Here is a 16,821-nt window from a genome sequence, read left to right on the forward strand (position 1 = left end):
AGCAGCTCATTCCGCAGGCTCCATCAATGTTTTTGGCACGGTCACCGGCATCGACAACAGGATCTGCGCAAAACCTTTTCCCAACGCGTCATTGCGAAGACTGGCGACGCCGCCTCCGCCCAATGCATCGGTCAAAACCACGTTGATCGCCGCGCATCCCGGCAAGAGGTAGCGAGTCACATCCCCCTTCAGGACATGCCCGAAACGGTCGGCGATCGCCTCTTCCCTCAGAGCATTCCAGATGTGCGGAAGGTAGGCACGATCCCGTGCGATGATCCCGATATTGGCGTTTCTTCCCTTGTCACCGCTGCGAGCCCAGGCAAGCGCCTCGAGTGTCAACGTGACGGTGTCGGCCTCGGGCTTGGGCGCGACGGGCGGGCTGGGTCGGCTCAAGGTGCGGGCGTCGAAGGGCTCGCCATCCGGCACCTCGACCTGCCGACACGCCGCATCCAGTTCGATCTCGACCGGCACCTCGGATTTGGGCAGCAGGAAGGAAAACAGCCGGACCAGCGGCGATGGCCGCGCGCGCGTGCCGAAGAAGCCCGAAAGCCCCGGTGGCGCGGACAGGCCCATGCCGGACGCTTCGCGCAAGAGTATGTCCAGACCTTTTTTCTCGGGATGGCGCGCTGCATATTTCACGACAACTTCGGTTGCCGTATCAGCCATCGCGGCTTCGCCCATCTGGCTGCCGCCGCCCAGGATATCGAGGCTTGTCTCGGTATAATCGGCCATGTTGCGCGCCCGCAGCGCCGCCCGCGCACGGGCAAACACGGCATCGCCGAACGCCTGCGCCTTTGCCGCCGCCTTGCTGCCATAGAACGTCGCCATCGCGCCCGCGCGCCAGCCATCGAGGTAAGTCGCGCTCACCTTGTAGCTGTCTGTGGGCATCCGCCCGGACGCGCCGGTCAGCCGCACACGATTCCGCGCGATCTGCGTCACCTCGACCTGCGAGATGTCACAGATCACGTCCGGCACGACATAGGCCTGTGGGTCGTCCACCTCATAGAGCATCTGTTCGGCCACTGTGCCCACGGACACGAGCCCGCCGGTGCCTTTCGGTTTCGTCACCTCGATCGCACCATCGGGCCAGATCTCGCAGATCGGATACCCGATCCTGTCGAGTGTGTCGGCCACGAGGTGCCAATCGGTGAAATTCCCGCCCGTCGCCTGAGTGCCGCATTCCAGTACATGACCCGCAAGCGTACCCGCGGCGAGCCGGTCATGTTCGGCCGGTTTCCAGCCGAAGGCATGAATGCACGCACCCAGCGTCACCGCGCTATCCACGCAGCGCCCCGTGACGACAATATCCGCACCCGCATCCAGCGCGCGCGCGATCGGGAAGGCCCCCAGGTAGGCATTGATGGAAAAAATCTGTTCCGGCGCCGGAAATGGCTCACCGGTAAACATCTCGGTGGCAGTGAGGATGTCCTTGCGGTCCATCAGGTCGTCGCCGAGCACCACCGCCACGCGAAGATCGAGCCCCATTTCGGCGATCATCGCGCGGAGGGCATCGGCGCAGGACGTCGGATTTACGCCTCCTGCATTGGCAATCACGCGCAGTTTCTGCCGCGCGATCTCGCCCAGGTTCTGGCGCATCACCACATCGACGAAATCCCGCGCGTATCCCGCGTCTGGGTCCTTGGCCCGGGCACGCGCCATGATCGACATCGTGACCTCGGCCAGATAGTCGTAGACCAGAAAATCCAGCCCGCCCGCCTGCAAGAGCTGCGGCGTGGCAATGGCACTATCCCCCCAATAACCGCTGGCACCGCCGATCCTGATGGGTTTGTCTCGCATCTCCGTTCCCATCCTTTCCCGGATTTCCTGTTGCGTGCCGTGAAAACGAGAGCAATTCGAAATACCTGAGTCAAGCACGCCTTTGTCGGAATGCCAGAGAAGGACACGACTGAAAATCGGGGCCAGCGTGACAAAGACCCGCCGTCAGAAAGACGCGGTCAAGGGCGCCGTCTGGCAATCTTCGACCGCCTGATACGAGGCGGAGTCGCCGGGGCCGTGGTGACCAGAGCCAATCTTGGCGAGGACTTCGGAGATCGCCGCCCGTGCGCCTTATCCGTTGGCGCCTGTGGGCGTGCCGCCTGCACCCAGATCCCAGAACAGCCCGGCCATCAGCCGCAGTGCATCCCGACACACTGGTTTCAGGACATGCTCGTTCGGCGCATGCTGCGAGCAGCCACGATAGGAATGTGGCACCCAGACCGTGGGCAGGCCCAGAATGTCGGCAAAGCTGTCATTGGGCAACGATCCGGCCAGATTAGGCAGGATGTGCGGGGCCCGCCCGGCGCTGCGCTCCAGGCTGTCGGCCACGAATGTCACCCAAGGGTGGTCCGGATTCAGCCGCGTGGCGCGGAAGAAACCGCGATCATGCGGTTCGATCCGCACCGCGTCGAACCCATGCGCATCGAGATGACGGCGCAGGGCAGGCAGAATATCCTCGGAGTCGGTGCCGACGACATAGCGCAGTTGGCAGGTGGCGCGCGCATTGGCAGAAATCGCGTTTACCGGCGCCTCGGGCACGCCGCTTTTCATCGCCAGAATGGCGAAGCTGTTCCAGCCATAGGCGCGTTCCACGGGGGTCAGATCCTCTTCGCCCCAATCGGTGTTGATGTCGGGGCCATCGGTGCTCTCGATCGGCAGACCTTCGAGTGCGGCGCGCACCGCCGGTGTAAGGCTGTCAGGACGCCATTCGGGAATGCGGATCTGGCCGCGCTTGCCGGTGATGGTGGCCAGCGCCTGCGCCAGGATCATCGCCGGATCCGCGAGCAAACCGCCCCAGTTTCCGGAATGATGCGCCCCCTCGCGCAGGTCGACGATCAGGTCGAACGACACCCCCCCGCGCGACCCCATGAACATGGTCGGCACATCGGGTTGCAGGCGTGGACCGTCCGACGCGATCAACACATCCGCTGTCAGCCGGTCCCGGTGCTGCGTGAAAAATTCGGGCAGCCCGGCCGAGCCCGTTTCCTCGCTCATCTCGATAACGATGCGACAGTTGAAACCAAGCGCCCCACGCGCTTGCAGCACGGCCTCAAGCGCTGCGATGTTGATCAGGTGCTGGCCCTTGTTGTCGGCGGTTCCACGCCCATAGAGCCGCTCGCCCTCTTCCACCAGTTGGAACGGGTGCAGCCCCTCGCGCCATTGGTCGATCTGGGCACGGATCACGTCGCCATGACCGTATGTAAGGACCGTGGGCAAGTCATCGCCCTCGTGCCGTTCGCCAATCAGCAGTGGCCCGCCGCGCGGATCGGGGTTCTCGTGGATCGAGCAGGCAAAGCCCATCGCGGTCAGCCGCGGCTCCATCGCCTCCGTCAGGTAACGCAATAGTTCGGCCGCCTGATCGGGGTTCTGGCTTTCGGATTCGAAAGCCACCAGACCGGCCAGATCGGATTGAAAGCGGCCGGTGTCGAAATAGTCGGTGATCGTGTCGATGGCTGTGGCGCGGCTCATTCTGTCAGGATTCCTTTGTCATGTCTTCGGAAATGGCGTCGCACCATGGCAGCATGATCTCGGGGCTGTCGCGCTTCGGCCATGATTGGCGAAATCGGTGACAGAGTATGCCAGTTGCGCAAGCGCGACCATGATCTTGCGACCAGCCGATGCGCCAGTAGCAAAGCCGCGGTCACCTTGTCAGCGATGCGCGCGACGACGCCCGGATCGTGGGTGATCAGGATCACCGCCCTCTTCATCTCACGGCCCAGATCTTGCAGCAAGCGCAGAATCTGCGCCTGAACCGTTACGGCCAGCGCGGTTTTTGGCCACCCGCGAAAATCAACTCGGGGTCGAACATCACCGCCATGGCTATCATCACACGCTATCGCATCCCGCCCGACAAGCGGTGGGAATATTGTGACAGTCGGCTTTCGGCGGCGGTGGTGCCGGCCTTGTCCAGCAATTCGAAGGCACGCATACGGGCCTGCCGAGGCGAGACATTCCGTCGGCGCAACACTGTATGACCTTGTTCAGCAAACTCATCGGGCCCCAGCTCGGCGTTGGCGGCTACGCACCCGGCCCAAGAAGTGGCACTGCCACCTCGAGCAGGATGGCGTGGGCGCAAGCACCGATTACCCGTGTCCGCCCGACGCAGCGTGACGCCTGCCTCTCAAGCCGGAGCGATCGTCTGCCAGTCGCTGGCGCGTTCCATCTGCGCCGCCAGCCGCAGCACGAGCCCATCTTCGGCGAAACGGCCCACCAGCTGCACGGCAACAGGCAATCCATCCGCGGTTCGGTGCACCGGCAGCATGATCGCCGGTTGGCCCGAGGCGTTGAAGGGCGCGGTGAACGGGCTGATCTCGAACAGCTTGTCCAGGAAAGCATCCAGGTCCGAGTGGTCCATCGGCAACACGCCATGCAGGGGCGCTGGGCCGTTGGCGGCGGGAGTCAAAAGGATGTCGTAATCCTCGAAATACCGGGCAAGCTGGCGCACATGCGCGTTGATCTGCGCCGCGCGGGCCAGATGCGTGCCAAGCTCGGTTCCCTGGGCGAAGCGGATCGCCGCGCGGGTCATCGGCTCGAACCCGTGCAGGTCTTCGTCATTGTCGGCAGGCATACCGGCGAACATCCCGGCAAGCGAGCCGATCAACAGCCGGATCATGGCCTCGGTCAGGGCGTTGCTGTCGAAATCGGGGCGTTCCTCGGTCACCTCGTGGCCCAGATCGCTCAGCAGCTTTGCCGTCATCTCGGCCGCCGCGCGGCTCTCGCGGTGAACCGGCCCGCCGTCGAATCGGGTGGTGATGAACCCGATCCTGAGTCGCTCGGGCGGTGTTTCGATCAGCCGTTCAAACGGCATGTCGGGCCGGGGCGTGAAATACGGACACCCGGCATCCGGCCCGGCGGTGATGTCGAGGATAGCGGCACTGTCGCGCACGCTTCGGGTCACCGCGTGTTCATGGCTCATCCCGTTGTTGGGATCACCGCGATGGGGGCCAAACGCATTCAGCCCCCGCGTGGGCTTCAGCCCCACCAACCCGTTGAACGCCGCCGGAATGCGGATCGACCCGGCGCTGTCGGTGGCATGCGCGGCCGGGAGCATTCCCGAGGCCACCGCCGCCCCCGCGCCACCGCTGGAGCCACCTGCCCCGTGATCGGGGTTCCACGGGTTGCGGGTGATGCCCCAGGCCACGCTTTCTGTGGCAAGCGACAGGCCGAACTCGGGCGACGCCGTTCGCCCCAGAAGGCCGAACCCGGCAGCGCGCAATCGCGCGACGGTGGTGGAATCGAAATCGAACACCGTATCCTTGAATCGCACCGACCCATTGGCCAGCGGCAAACCCCGAACCGGCGCGTGAAGGTCCTTGATCAGGTATGGCATACCGGCAAAGCGATCCGTGGCGGCATCGTCGAGCGCATCCAATGCCTCCTCGAAGCGGGTCACGACCACTGCGTTTACCGCGGGATTTCGCGCTTCGATCTCGCGGATGGCCGTTTGCAGGATCTCGCGCCGCGAAACCTGTCCCGACGTCGCCCGCGCAGCCAGTCCAACCAGGTCATGCGCGCGCCATTCCTCGGATGTCAGCATCTCAGCGCTCCTTTCCCGGTGCACCGCCGGCGACGATGTTGAGTATCTGCGCGTCCTCTTCGCTCACCGACACATAGGCATGGGCCATGACCGCATCGTAATGCACGCTGTCCCCGGCACTGAGCCGGATCGGCGCATAAAGATCGGTGTGCAGTTCAACCGCGCCGGACAGGACGTAAACCAGCTCCTCGCCCGCGTGGCGGATCGGCGCATCGAATGCCCCCGGATCGCGCGCCGTGACCGTGACCAGCGTGGCGTCGATCTGGGCATTCTTCAGTTGGGTCGTGATCGGTTCATAAACATAGGGGCCGGCATCCATCGCTGACGCATCGGCGCCCCGCATGACCGCAAGGCGGCCGGCGAAGGCGGGTTTCGGCACGGGCGAATCGGCGCCGTCCAGAAGCGCGACAAGATCGGTGCCCAGCCCCTGCGCAAGTTTCAGCATCACGTCATAGGTAGGCGAGAGATGCGAATTCTCGATCTTGGAGATCGTCGAAACCGCCAGCCCGCAGGCATCCGCCACTTGCTGCAACGTCAGATTCTGCGCACGACGCAAACGCTGCGCGCGCATCCCGAAAGCGGTGCGACGGGCCTGCCCGGCGTCTTGGGTTTCGTATTCAGCCATGCATTTTCCGTATTGGAAATTTTCTTGACTTTTTTCCTATCGTAAAACCATGCTGGAAGCAAGGAGGCCGCATGGTCTGGATCATTCTTCTCGCGTTTTCGCTGGCCGCGATCTTGTCCGGGGTCGCCATCAGCTATGTTGCAGGCGCGGCAGCGGTGATCGCCTTCGCGCTGACCGATCACATTGCGTATCTTGGCATCCTCCCGCAACGGATCTTCAGCCAGATCGACGTGTTCACCTTTCTTGCCATGCCGCTCTTTATCCTTGCCGGCGACGCGATGACACGCGGCGGGGTGACGGGTGTGCTGATCCGGCTCGCGATGCTGATCGTGGGGCGGTTCAAGGGCGGGCTTGGCTATGTCAACGTCGCGTCCAGCGTGTTCCTGGCAGGCATATCCGGTTCGGCCGTGGCGGATGCGGCGGCAACGACCAACACCCTTGTTCCGGCCATGAAGCAAGAGGGGTACCGGGCCGATTTCGCCGCGGCACTTACGGCGGCAAGCTGCGTGATCGGGCCGATCATTCCGCCCAGCATCGTGATGATCTTCTATGGCGCACTGATGAACGTCTCGGTCGCCGCTCTCTTCGCGGGCGGAATCGTGCCGGGGCTGCTGATGGCCGCGTTCCTTTTCGCCTACAATTTCTGGATCGCGCGTCGCGAGGGGCATCCCGGCGGCCAGCCCCATGATGGCCGTGCCCTCGCGACAATCCTGCGTGCACTGCCGGCGCTGGCCATTCCGGTGACGATCGTCGCCGGCATCGTGTTTGGCGTCGTGACCCCGACCGAAGCAGCGGGTATCGCGGTGGCAATCACGATCCTGCTGATCTTCGTCTATGCGCTGCTTGACAAGGGCGGCGTCGGCACGGCGCTGCGCACGACAGTGTCGCTGACCTCCGGTTCGGTCGAACGCACGGTGATGCTGACCGGGTCGATCTTCATGATCCTGTTCGCGGCGGCGGTGTTTGGCTACCTGATGGGCATCCTGCAAGTGCCGGAACAGATCGCGGCCACGGTCCAGAGTGTCGGGCTGAGCAGCACATCCTATTTGCTGCTGGCCAGCGCGATCATGTTCATGGCGGGCATGGTGATGGATGTTACCATGGCCCTGGTGCTGCTGGTTCCGGTGCTGGTCCCCGCGGCCATCGCGGGCGGAGCGGACCCGGTGCATGTGGGCGTCGTATCCTGTCTGAACCTGACGCTTGGCTTGATTTCGCCACCGTTCGGCGGATGCCTAATGGTTGTTTCGGCGGCCAGCGGCGTGAATTACCTGCGGCTCAGCCTCGCGATCATGCCCTTTCTCGGGGTTCAGATCGCCTTGCTGATCCTGCTCTTGCTCGTGCCTGAACTGACCCTCGCACTGCCCCGGGCGCTGGGGCTTGTCCAATGACCAACAAGGGAGAACCGAAATGAAACGAATGCTCGCAACGCTCGCCGCGATTACGCTGGCGACACCACTCTGGGCCGAGGAAATCAAGATCGCCGTCGGCTGCCCACCCGTTCCGGCCTGTGCCGATTGGGTTTATGCCGAAGATCTGGCCGAAGGACTGCGCGAATCCGGGATGGACGCGAAGGTCTTTACCGGCGGCGCACTGGGCAAGGACCCCGAGATCGTGGACCAGCTGAGCCAGGGCCTGTTGCAAGTCGGCCTGACCAATTTCGTGATGATCAACGAGGTGGACGACACCATCCTGGGCTTCCTTGCACCCTACATGTTCGACGACATGGCCCATTTCTTCCGCGCGACCCAGGACACGGAAAGCGAGTTGATGGACGGTATCCGCGCGTCGATGCAGGCGCAGGGCATCCGCATCGCGGGCCTGCCCGGACTTGGTGGCACGATGGGGGTCTTCAACGCGAAAACGCCGATCACCTCGGTCGAGGACATGGAAGGATTGCGCCTGCGGGCCATCGACTCCACCCAGATCGAACTGTTCAAGCAATGGGATGTGCAGGGCGTCGTCGTGGACATGCCCGAGTTTTCGGGCGCCGTGCAACAGGGCATCGTGGATGGCTATTTCAACCCGCCGGTCGTCGCGCTGATCTTTCGCCATACCGAGTTCCTGAAGCACTACACCGACCTTGGCGCGGGCACCCCGTTTCGCTCGGCCCTGATGTCGGCAGACTGGTATGACGGGCTGAACGCCGAGGACCGGGCGGCTGTGGACGCGGCGGTGGCGGCGGCCAACGAGAAGAACCGCGCCTGGACGGCCAAGGCCGCCGAAGGCGAGATCGAGGGTCTGAAAGAGGCCGGTGTGACCGTGTCGGAACTGGAAGGCGACGCGCTGGAAGACTTCAAGACCCGCAGCCAGGCGGCCTGGGACGTGCTGATGCCCGAAGGCGAGATCGACGCGTTCCGTGCCCTCGCGGAGGCAACTCGCGAATGACAGCTCATGTCGTCAAGGCAAGCGCGGTGGTGGATCGCGCTTGCCTCTTCCTTGCGAAACTCGCGCTGTCGGCGATGGTGGTCGCGGTGCTGTTCCAGATCTGGACTCGCTATGGGCTCGACCACCCGTTCAGCTGGACCGAGGAACTGGCCCGTTACCTGATGATCTGGGCCGGGTTGCTCGGCGCGACCTGTGCGTTCAAGCGCCGGCTGGATCCGGTCGTGGTCACCGTGCCCGAAGACGCGCCCGTGCTGCGCCGCCGACTGTCACTTCTGTTTCTTTTCGTCACCGTGGTGATCTTTCTCGCCCCAGTTCTCTATTACGTCTTCTTCGGCCCCGGCATGAATGTCGAACGTGGATTCCTGTGGCGCAGCAGCAATCGCATCTCGCCGGGTCTCAATCTGAACATGGCATTGGTCGGCAGCGTGATTCCCGTCACCTGCATCGTGATCTTCCTGCACCTCGCAGCCCGCATTGCCGAATCCGGGCGCCGTGCATGACCCCCCCGCGCATCTTCTCCGCCGACGAGATCGCCGCCCGCATCGACGTGGCGGACCTGTTGGACCCGATGCGCCGCGCGATGATCGCGGTCTCCCGGGGCCAGGCGTTGCACCCGCCGCGCTTTGCCGTGCCGGTCAACGACAACGGGCGCATGGGCGTCATGTATGGCGCGCTGGGTGATCCTCCCCTGCATGGCGCCAAGATCCTGAGCCTTTATCCCGGCGCGCCTGCGATGGGCCTGTCCAGCCACCAGGGATATGTCCTGCTGTTCGACAGCACGGATGGCCAGCCGATGGCAATCTTCGATGCCGACGGTTTGACGGCGATGCGCACTGCGGCTGTCACGATGCTGGCGACACGAACGCTCGCGCGCCCGGATCCGGCTGTCATGACGATCTGCGGGGCCGGCGAACAGGCCGAGTGGCACCTTCGGGCCTGCCTTCAATGCTTTCCCGAAACCCGGTTGCGGCTATGGGCGCGCCGTCCGGACGCGGCCGAAACCCTGCGCGCGAAATTCGACGCTTCCCGCGACAGGATCGAGACGATCGCAGATCTCGACACCGCCCTTTCGGGCGCAGATGTCATCCATACCGCCACGGCGGCGCGGGCGGCCTTCCTGCCCGGCGCGCGCCTGGAACCCGGCCAGCATGTCAATCTTGTCGGCGCGAGCCTGGCCGACAGCCGCGAGCTGGATGATGCAGGCGTGGCACGGGTTCGCATGTTCACCGACTCCCGCGAAAGCGCCAGCCGCGAGGCCGGCGAGATCATCGGCGCCCAGCAGGCCGGGGTCATCGGACCCGATTACCCCGTGACCGAACTCGGCGCCGTTCTGGACGGGATGTCGGACGGGCGGCGTTCGGACACCGAGATCACCGGCTACAAGTCGCATGGGTTGATCGTACAGGACCTCGCCGCAGCTGCTGCCGTGCTCGCCCGCGCCTGAGTTTCGCTGATCCCGCGCGAGCGACCCTCCGGCGAACCGAACCGTCTCAGGAAATGCTTCAGCCGGGACCGACCATGAAGCAGTTGATATTGCGCGACTGGAGTCTGCGACAGGCGATTTCCGCCGTGTCGCGGCTCATGCCCATGAAATTCGCGTCAAAGCCGCCGCTGCGCTTGACCACCTTGCGAAGTGTGCCTTCAAGCGTCTCCATCTCCTTGAGAGCGGTTTGGAGGAGTACCTTTTCCGCCTGGTACTGGTTGGGGTAGCGGCCCAGGTTGATGCCCCAATGCCGTCCGCCGGCTGTCGAGACGCGGGAAACGACTTGGGGTTCGGGGTCCGGTCTTTCCTCGGCCTCCGCATCCTGTTCCGTGCTGGCCAGCACCATTTCGTCGGGCCGGGCCTTGGGTGTTTTCGCCAACAGGGATGATGTCGCCGGCTCTTCTGGCGTGTCCGAGCCCTCTGCAATCTGCGCGGCCTGCGCCTCGGTCAGGGCCTCGGCGATCTCGTCCTTCACCGCCACGAGCACCGGATCCGGCCCGGTGCTGCCGCTGCGTGCCACCGGGCGCAAGCTTTTCTTGACCGCCGTCACGAGACGGATGGTCTTGCCTGCTGTTCCGGGGGCAAGATCATCGTCAGCTGTATGGGCATAAAGCGGCCGCGCCGGTTTGCGCAGGGGCGCGCGCTCCGGCGCCCTTTGAAAGCCGAGATCGAGAAGCTCGGCCACCTTCGCATTGCGCGCCGCGGTGGAGCTTCCGCCGAACACCGTGGCGATGATGCGCTTGTTGCCGCGCTCGGCCGAGGCGACGAGATTGAAGCCGGCGGCACGGGTGTAGCCCGTCTTGATCCCGTCCGCTCCCCTGTAGGCGTCGAGAAAGCGACGGTTGGTATTGGGCACCTCCTTGACCCCCGCATGGGTCGAACGCCGCGAGAAAAGGTTGTAGTATTGCGGGAAATCGAAGAACAGCTGCCTGCCCAGCATCGTCATGTCCCGCGCGGTCGAAAGATGCCCGTTCTCCGTCAGCCCATGAGCGTTCTTGAACGTGGTCCGGTTCAGACCCATCGCCTTGGCGGTGCGTGTCATGCGGCGCGCGAACCGTTCCTCCGAGCCCGAGATCGCCTCGGCCAGCGCGGTGGCCGCGTCATTGGCCGAGCGCACCGACGCGGCACGGATGAGATAGCGCAGCTTGATCTTCTGGCCTTCTCGCAGACCCAGTTTCGAGGGTGGTTCGGCAGCCGCTTTCCTGGAGATGGTGACATCCGTATCAAGACTGATTTCGCCATGCTGGATCGCGTCGAACACCACGTAGAGCGTCATCATCTTGGTGAGCGATGCCGGATGCAGCAGTGTATCCGCGTTGCGTGAATGCAGAACCTCGCCGCTACGCGCGTCGATCACCATGGCTGCATAGGGCGCTGCCATTGCCGAAAGCGGCAGGATCACCAGCAGCCATATAGTCGCAAACAGGAAAAGTCCGGTCCTGGCCCGGTGCCCGCCACGCATCCGCATGGTTCTTGCCTTTCTGCCTCTCGCTCCGCCGATTTGTCCGGCTGGAATTCTTACTGCAACCAGAGGTTAGCACAGTCCGAGGATAGAATAAAGCTTGCATTCCAAGTGGATAACCGATTCCCCTTACAATATATGGGGGGCACAAACGGCACGCCCCCCATATCAATGATTTTTTCCTCAAATGCAACGGTGATTGTATCAAACGCAACACCGGGCTTGCATCAGATCAGCTTGACGATCTGCTTGCCCATGTTCCGCCCTTCGAGAAGCCCCATGAAGGCGCCGGGTGCGTTTTCGATCCCCTCGGCGATATCCTCGAGATAGGCAATCTCGCCACTGGCCACGAGCGGCCCGACCTCGCTGAGGAAATCGCCGTAGCGGTCGAAATGGTTCGAGATGATGAAACCCTGCGCCAGCAGGTGCTTGACCAGAAGCGTGCGCCAGAACACCGGGAAACGGTCCGGCCCTTCGCCCGCTGTGCCGCCCAGCGCGCCGGTGTTGTAACCCGAGATCATGCCGCAAACCGGGATCCGGCCAAAGCGGTTCATCAGCGGCAGGACCGCCTCGAACACCTTGCCGCCCACATTCTCGAAATAGATGTCGATGCCGTCGGGCGCGGCCTCGGCCAGGGCCTTGCGCAGGCTGCGCGCATCGTCATAGGCGCGGTGATCGAGTGCCGCGTCAAAACCGAATGTCTCGGTCGCGATGCGGCATTTCTCGGCCCCGCCCGCGATGGCCACGGTGCGCAGACCGCGCGCCTTGGCGATCTGGCCCACCATCGACCCGACCGGCCCGGTGGCCGCCGCAACGACAAGCGTTTCGCCTTCCTTCGGCTTGCCGATTTCGGTCAGCCCGTACCAGCCGGTGAAACCCGGCATCCCCAGAACACCCAGCGAGGTGGTGATCGGCAAACCCTCGGGCAACTTGCGCAGCATCTTGCCCGGCTGCACCCCGTGGGTGGCCCATCCGAACATCCCAAAGACCATGTCGCCCGGCTTGAACCCCGGATCGTTCGAGGTGATCACCTCGCCCGCGGCGCCGCCCTCCATGATACCGCCGAGCGGGACAGGTTCCGCATAGGATTTCGCATCGTCCATCCGCCCCCGCATGTAAGGGTCGAGCGACATGTAATGCACCCGCACCAGAACCTCGCCCTCGCCCGGTTCGGGCACGGGGCGCGTTTCGAGTTTGAAATCGCTGTCCTTGGGTGCGCCGTCGGGGCGTGCGGCCAGGGTGATGCATTTCATTTCGTCAGCCATGATTTAATCCTTTCGTTCTGCCACGAAGCCGGAAAACGGCCGTGGCGGTTGCAATGAGGTTTCCGGTTTCGTCGCGTATTTCGCCCTCGGTAAAGACGTTCGTGCGTCCGCCACCCGTGCGTCGCCCCTCCGCGATTAGGGTCTTGCCCTTGGCGACGGCGAGGTACTGCACGTTGAGAGACAGGGTCATCCCGGTCTGCCGGTCATCCGGATCGCCGGTATAGCAGACCGCGTAACCCATCGCCGTATCGAGCAACGTGGCATGCAGACCCCCATGCGGAATCCCGTTCCTGTTGTTGATGTGCGGCACCATGGGCTGCTCGAGCCGACAATAGCCGTCTGACCAGTCCAGAACCGCAAAGCCCAGGACCGTCTGGAACGGGTAGGGTTCTTCCTTGAGGCTGGGATCGAGCATCACACGGTCCTCGCCGCATCGAGCCCGGCCTTCGCAAAACGTGGGACGAATCCGCCCAGCTTGCGTGCGCGATCAGGGTTCGAGGCGTTTCCGTCGATTGCGCGTTTCAGAACGCCTTGAAGGATACCGCCCATGCGGAAGAAGGTGAACGCGAGGTAGAAACCAAAACCGGGAATCCCGTCAATGCCGCGGCGCGCGCAATAGGCGGCGATGAATTCCTCATCGCTCATCAGCCCTTCGGCGGCACGATCCACGCCGGCCAGGCCGCGCCCCTCGTTGCCGGTGGGCATCTGCCATTGCATGATCACCGCGGCGAGATCGGCATAGGGATGGCCGATGGTCGAAAGCTCCCAGTCGAGCACGGCCAGGATGCGCGGCTCGTCGGGGTGAAACAGCATGTTGTCGATGCGATAGTCACCATGCACCAGCGTGCGCTGCCCGTCATCCTCGGGGATATGGGCCTGGAGCCAGGCCGAAAGCTCTTCCATCTCGGAAATGTGCTCGGTCTTGGATGCTTCGTATTGCTGGGCCCATCGCTTGATCTGGCGTTCATAATAGTTTCCGGGCGGGCCGTAATCCGACAATCCCACCGCGTCGATATCAACCTCGTGGATGGTGGTCAGCACGCGGCACATCTCGTCCTGGATCTCGCGGCGGTCCTCCTTGGGCAACTCCTCCAGGCGCGGGTCATCGAACTGGCGGCCCTCGATGCAATCCATCACGTAGAATGACGAGCCGATGACATCGTCGTCCTCGCAAAGCAGGTGCACCTTGGCCACCGGCACATCCGTCTCGTAGAGCGCCTTTTGCACGCGAAACTCGCGATCGACCGCATGGGCGGATTTCAACAGCACCCCGGGCGGTTTGCGGCGCAGCACATAGGTGCCGCTGGGCGTGGTCAGCCGGAACGTGGGGTTGGATTGTCCGACCGAGAACTTGTGCAACTCGATCGGCCCCCGGAACCCCGGCAGGTTCTCGGTCAGGTATGTTTCGACAGCATCGAGATCGAGTTGGGCGGCGGTGTTCGCGCTCATCCGTGGCCTCCCTAGCTATAGGTCAAGAGCCGCTCTTGATTGGCGGCGTTGATATGGGGGGTTTCGTTGAACCCGTGAAGATAGACCGACTTCGCAGAGTAAACGAAACGGTTGACGGCGCAATTCTTGATCTGGAGTTGCAGCTTGATCTGCTGGCCCGGCCCGCAATCGAGCTGGGCCGCGATCATCCGCGCAATCGGCCCGCCCGACGACACGGCCAGCACCTGTTGATGATCCGGGGCCATCACGACCTGCCGCGCGGCCTCGACCCGCGCAGTGAAATCGGCCCAGCTTTCGGCCGCACCGGGAATGCCGCCCTGCTCCCATTCCAGCACCGTGTCACGCAGGGTGCGAAAATGGCTCTTGCGTTCGGTATGCATGTTCTCGGGTGCGGGCCGCCCGGCGAATTTCGCGTTCAGCAAAGCGGTGAAATCGAACTCGTTTAGGCCCGCATGAATGCCCGGTTCGGCCGTCATCTCCAGCCCTTCGAATATCCCGTCTAGGGTTTCGCGATGCCGCAGCATGTCGCCGATGAAAACCGCCGTGGGCCGGATGCCCTGCGCCTTGAGCGCCCGGCCCAACGCGCGCGATTGCTCATGACCCAACTCCGAAAGCTTGTCGTAATTCGCCGCGCCAAAGGAGGCTTGCGCATGTCGGACAAGGAAAAGCTCAGCCACCGCACAACTCCTGCCGCGCATCTGCGTATTCGGCCGCCAGCCGGTCAACCAGGTCTGCCGCCGGGGTGATTTGGCGCACTGCACCGATACCTTGCCCCGCGCCCCAGATTTCTTTCCAGCTTTTTGGTTTCTCGCGGTCGGAGCCGAAATTCATCTTCGAGGGGTCCGAGTCCTCGAGATTGTCCGGGTCCATCCCTGCCCGCGCGATCGAAGGCTTGAGGTAATTGCCATGCACCCCGGTGAAGAGGTTGGAATAGACGATATCCTCGGCCCCTGAATCGACGATCATCTGCTTGTATTCGGGCTGGGCGTTTGCTTCGGACGTGGCGATGAAGGGCGAGCCGATATAAGCGAGATCGGCGCCCATCGCTTTTGCGGCGAGGATGGATCTGCCATTGGCGATCGCACCCGAAAGTGCGACCGGCCCCTCGAACCATTCGCGAATCTCGCTGACCAGCGCAAAGGGTGATTGGGCGCCCGCGTGGCCGCCTGCCCCGGCGGCCACCGCGATCAGGCCATCGGCCCCCTTCTCGATGGCCTTTTTCGCAAATCGGTTGTTGATGATGTCATGCAGGGTGATCCCACCACAGCTATGCGCGGCCTCGTTCACCTCGACCCGTGCACCCAGCGAGGTGATCCAGATCGGCACCTTCCATTTCGCGCAGATCTCCAGATCGCGCTCCAGCCGACTGTTCGAGCGGTGAACGATCTGGTTCACGGCGAACGGGGCTGCCGGATTGTCGGGATTGGCCTGGTTGTGGCGGTCAAGCTCTTCGGTGATCCGCTTGAGCCAGGCTTCGAGCAGGATCGGCTCGCCCTCCTGCTCACGCGCGTTGAGCGCGGGAAAGGCGCCCACGATCCCGGCCTTGCATTGCGCGATGACAAGGTCGGGATTCGAGATGATGAAAAGCGGAGAGCCGATGACCGGTATCCGCAGATTGGCAAGTTGCGCTGGAAGGGGCATTCTGGTGTCCGTTTCGCTGTTTGAAGGGGCCGGCCCACGCCCGGACAACGGCCCGCCCGCCCACCCCCGTTCTCCGGGCGTGGGCCTTGTCTTGCATTGCTGGGATTCAGAGAACCTCGAACAGGCCCGCGGCTCCCATGCCGCCGCCGACGCACATGGTGCAGACCACGTATTTGACGCCGCGCCGCTTGCCCTCGATCAGGGCATGGCCGACCATCCGCGCACCCGACATGCCATAGGGGTGGCCGATGGAAATCGCCCCGCCATCGACGTTGAGATTCTCCATCGGGATGCCCAGCACGCGGGCCGATTGCAGCACCTGGCTGGCAAAGGCCTCGTTCAGCTCCCAAAGCCCGATATCGTCCATGCTCAGCCCATGCGCCTTCAAGAGCTTGGGCACGGCATAGATCGGGCCGATCCCCATCTCGTCTGGTTCGCACCCGGCGGCCGTCACGCCGATATAACGCCCCAGCGGCGCAAGCCCGCGTTTCTCGGCCTCTTTCGCCTCCATGACCACGGCCGCCGATGCCCCGTCGGAGAGCTGGCTGGCATTGCCCGCGGTGATGTATTTGCCTTCCTTGATCACCTGACCATTCTTGAAGACCGGTTGCAGCCCCTGGAGGTTCTCAAGCGTGGTGCCGGGGCGGTTGCCCTCGTCCTTTTCAAGGGTCACTTCCTTGAACGAAACCTCCTTGGTCTCCTTGTCCATCACGCCCATCGTGGTGGTCAGCGGCACGATCTCGTCATCGAACTTGCCCGCTTCCTGTGCCGCCGCCGTGCGCTGCTGCGATTGCAGGGCATATGCGTCCTGGTCCTCGCGGCTCACGCCATAGCGTTGGGCCACGGTTTCGGCGGTTTCCAGCATCGTCATGTAGAGCGCGGGCTTGTGCTCCATGATCCACTTGTCGGCCAGATAGTCGGTGCGCATCTTTTCATTCTGGACAAGGGAAATGGATTCGACCCCGCCGCCGACGGCGA

Annotated in this window: 16 protein-coding genes; 4 read left to right on the forward strand and 12 right to left on the reverse strand. The window is 63.5% G+C overall.

The features are described from left to right. Positions 1-6: 6 nt before the first annotated feature. The 5 genes from ACESL9_RS13140 to ACESL9_RS13160 all read right to left on the reverse strand — a co-directional run bounded on the left by ACESL9_RS13140 (position 7) and on the right by ACESL9_RS13160 (position 6,158). Entirely contained in the window at positions 7-1,797 is a 1,791-nt protein-coding gene (locus ACESL9_RS13140; protein WP_372674959.1) for an acyclic terpene utilization AtuA family protein, read from the reverse strand. Between the two features lie 270 nt (positions 1,798-2,067). After that, complete coding sequence (locus ACESL9_RS13145) at positions 2,068-3,465, reverse strand: M20 family metallopeptidase (protein ID WP_372610510.1); 1,398 nt, start codon at positions 3,463-3,465, stop codon at positions 2,068-2,070. After that, the gene (locus ACESL9_RS13150; RefSeq protein WP_372610508.1) at positions 3,462-3,692 is read right to left on the reverse strand and encodes a hypothetical protein; all 231 of its coding nucleotides are present in this window, start codon (positions 3,690-3,692) and stop codon (positions 3,462-3,464) included. Before ACESL9_RS13150 ends, ACESL9_RS13145 begins: the two co-directional genes overlap by 4 nt. Before the next feature lie 425 nt (positions 3,693-4,117). Then, positions 4,118-5,533, reverse strand: a complete 1,416-nt coding sequence (locus ACESL9_RS13155) for an amidase (RefSeq protein ID WP_372674960.1) — start codon at positions 5,531-5,533, stop codon at positions 4,118-4,120. A gap of 1 nt (position 5,534) precedes the next feature. Beyond that, positions 5,535-6,158 (reverse strand): helix-turn-helix domain-containing protein, encoded by a 624-nt coding sequence (locus ACESL9_RS13160; protein ID WP_372610502.1) that lies wholly within the window; start codon positions 6,156-6,158, stop codon positions 5,535-5,537. Between the two features lie 71 nt (positions 6,159-6,229). On the opposite strand from ACESL9_RS13160, the gene ACESL9_RS13165 reads away from it, so the two are divergent. From ACESL9_RS13165 to ACESL9_RS13180, 4 genes are read left to right on the forward strand one after another with little or no spacing between them, the layout of a single operon-like run. Beyond that, positions 6,230-7,546, forward strand: a complete 1,317-nt coding sequence (locus ACESL9_RS13165) for a TRAP transporter large permease (RefSeq protein ID WP_372610500.1) — start codon at positions 6,230-6,232, stop codon at positions 7,544-7,546. Positions 7,547-7,565: 19 nt separating this feature from the next. Then, on the forward strand, positions 7,566-8,543 hold the full coding sequence (locus tag ACESL9_RS13170) for a TRAP transporter substrate-binding protein (protein ID WP_372610498.1): 978 nt from the start codon (positions 7,566-7,568) through the stop codon (positions 8,541-8,543). Beyond that, positions 8,540-9,043 (forward strand): TRAP transporter small permease, encoded by a 504-nt coding sequence (locus ACESL9_RS13175; RefSeq protein WP_372610496.1) that lies wholly within the window; start codon positions 8,540-8,542, stop codon positions 9,041-9,043. Before ACESL9_RS13170 ends, ACESL9_RS13175 begins: the two co-directional genes overlap by 4 nt. Continuing rightward, entirely contained in the window at positions 9,040-9,987 is a 948-nt protein-coding gene (locus ACESL9_RS13180; protein ID WP_372610494.1) for an ornithine cyclodeaminase family protein, read from the forward strand. The genes ACESL9_RS13175 and ACESL9_RS13180 overlap by 4 nt, the downstream gene beginning before the upstream one ends. A gap of 58 nt (positions 9,988-10,045) precedes the next feature. On the opposite strand, the gene ACESL9_RS13185 is transcribed toward ACESL9_RS13180, so the two are convergent. From ACESL9_RS13185 to ACESL9_RS13215, 7 genes are all read right to left on the reverse strand, one after another. Continuing rightward, positions 10,046-11,494 carry a D-alanyl-D-alanine carboxypeptidase family protein gene (locus ACESL9_RS13185; RefSeq protein WP_372674961.1) on the reverse strand — a complete coding sequence of 483 codons (1,449 nt, stop codon included), beginning with the start codon at positions 11,492-11,494 and terminating at the stop codon, positions 10,046-10,048. 221 nt (positions 11,495-11,715) lie between these two features. Then, on the reverse strand, positions 11,716-12,753 hold the full coding sequence (locus ACESL9_RS13190) for an NADP-dependent oxidoreductase (RefSeq protein ID WP_372610490.1): 1,038 nt from the start codon (positions 12,751-12,753) through the stop codon (positions 11,716-11,718). Further along, positions 12,746-13,168 (reverse strand): PaaI family thioesterase, encoded by a 423-nt coding sequence (locus ACESL9_RS13195; RefSeq protein ID WP_372610488.1) that lies wholly within the window; start codon positions 13,166-13,168, stop codon positions 12,746-12,748. The genes ACESL9_RS13190 and ACESL9_RS13195 overlap by 8 nt, the downstream gene beginning before the upstream one ends. Then, the gene (locus tag ACESL9_RS13200; RefSeq protein ID WP_372610486.1) at positions 13,168-14,202 is read right to left on the reverse strand and encodes a phosphotransferase family protein; all 1,035 of its coding nucleotides are present in this window, start codon (positions 14,200-14,202) and stop codon (positions 13,168-13,170) included. The genes ACESL9_RS13195 and ACESL9_RS13200 overlap by 1 nt, the downstream gene beginning before the upstream one ends. 11 nt (positions 14,203-14,213) lie before the next feature. Continuing rightward, positions 14,214-14,879: a histidine phosphatase family protein gene (locus tag ACESL9_RS13205; protein ID WP_372610484.1), complete on the reverse strand. Its 666-nt coding sequence runs from the start codon at positions 14,877-14,879 to the stop codon at positions 14,214-14,216. Then, the gene (locus ACESL9_RS13210; protein WP_372674962.1) at positions 14,872-15,843 is read right to left on the reverse strand and encodes an NAD(P)H-dependent flavin oxidoreductase; all 972 of its coding nucleotides are present in this window, start codon (positions 15,841-15,843) and stop codon (positions 14,872-14,874) included. The genes ACESL9_RS13205 and ACESL9_RS13210 overlap by 8 nt, the downstream gene beginning before the upstream one ends. Before the next feature lie 106 nt (positions 15,844-15,949). Next, positions 15,950-16,821: acetyl-CoA C-acyltransferase (locus ACESL9_RS13215; protein WP_372674963.1), on the reverse strand; the 872-nt coding region annotated here is incomplete at its 5' end.

This window comes from Aquicoccus sp. (assembly GCF_041686535.1).
Lineage (GTDB): Bacteria > Pseudomonadota > Alphaproteobacteria > Rhodobacterales > Rhodobacteraceae > Aquicoccus.

Bases quoted from the DNA above. Each gene is read 5' to 3' on its own strand.
- ACESL9_RS13200 (WP_372610486.1), bottom strand. From the start codon at position 14,202: ATGAGCGCGAACACCGCCGCCCAACTCGATCTCGATGCTGTCGAAACA.
- ACESL9_RS13155 (WP_372674960.1), bottom strand. From the start codon at position 5,533: ATGCTGACATCCGAGGAATGGCGCGCGCATGACCTGGTTGGACTGGCT.
- ACESL9_RS13190 (WP_372610490.1), bottom strand. From the start codon at position 12,753: ATGGCTGACGAAATGAAATGCATCACCCTGGCCGCACGCCCCGACGGC.
- ACESL9_RS13175 (WP_372610496.1), top strand. From the start codon at position 8,540: ATGACAGCTCATGTCGTCAAGGCAAGCGCGGTGGTGGATCGCGCTTGC.
- ACESL9_RS13145 (WP_372610510.1), bottom strand. From the start codon at position 3,465: ATGAGCCGCGCCACAGCCATCGACACGATCACCGACTATTTCGACACC.
- ACESL9_RS13140 (WP_372674959.1), bottom strand. From the start codon at position 1,797: ATGCGAGACAAACCCATCAGGATCGGCGGTGCCAGCGGTTATTGGGGG.
- ACESL9_RS13170 (WP_372610498.1), top strand. From the start codon at position 7,566: ATGAAACGAATGCTCGCAACGCTCGCCGCGATTACGCTGGCGACACCA.
- ACESL9_RS13160 (WP_372610502.1), bottom strand. From the start codon at position 6,158: ATGGCTGAATACGAAACCCAAGACGCCGGGCAGGCCCGTCGCACCGCT.
- ACESL9_RS13180 (WP_372610494.1), top strand. From the start codon at position 9,040: ATGACCCCCCCGCGCATCTTCTCCGCCGACGAGATCGCCGCCCGCATC.
- ACESL9_RS13195 (WP_372610488.1), bottom strand. From the start codon at position 13,168: ATGCTCGATCCCAGCCTCAAGGAAGAACCCTACCCGTTCCAGACGGTC.
- ACESL9_RS13165 (WP_372610500.1), top strand. From the start codon at position 6,230: ATGGTCTGGATCATTCTTCTCGCGTTTTCGCTGGCCGCGATCTTGTCC.
- ACESL9_RS13210 (WP_372674962.1), bottom strand. From the start codon at position 15,843: ATGCCCCTTCCAGCGCAACTTGCCAATCTGCGGATACCGGTCATCGGC.
- ACESL9_RS13185 (WP_372674961.1), bottom strand. From the start codon at position 11,494: ATGCGGATGCGTGGCGGGCACCGGGCCAGGACCGGACTTTTCCTGTTT.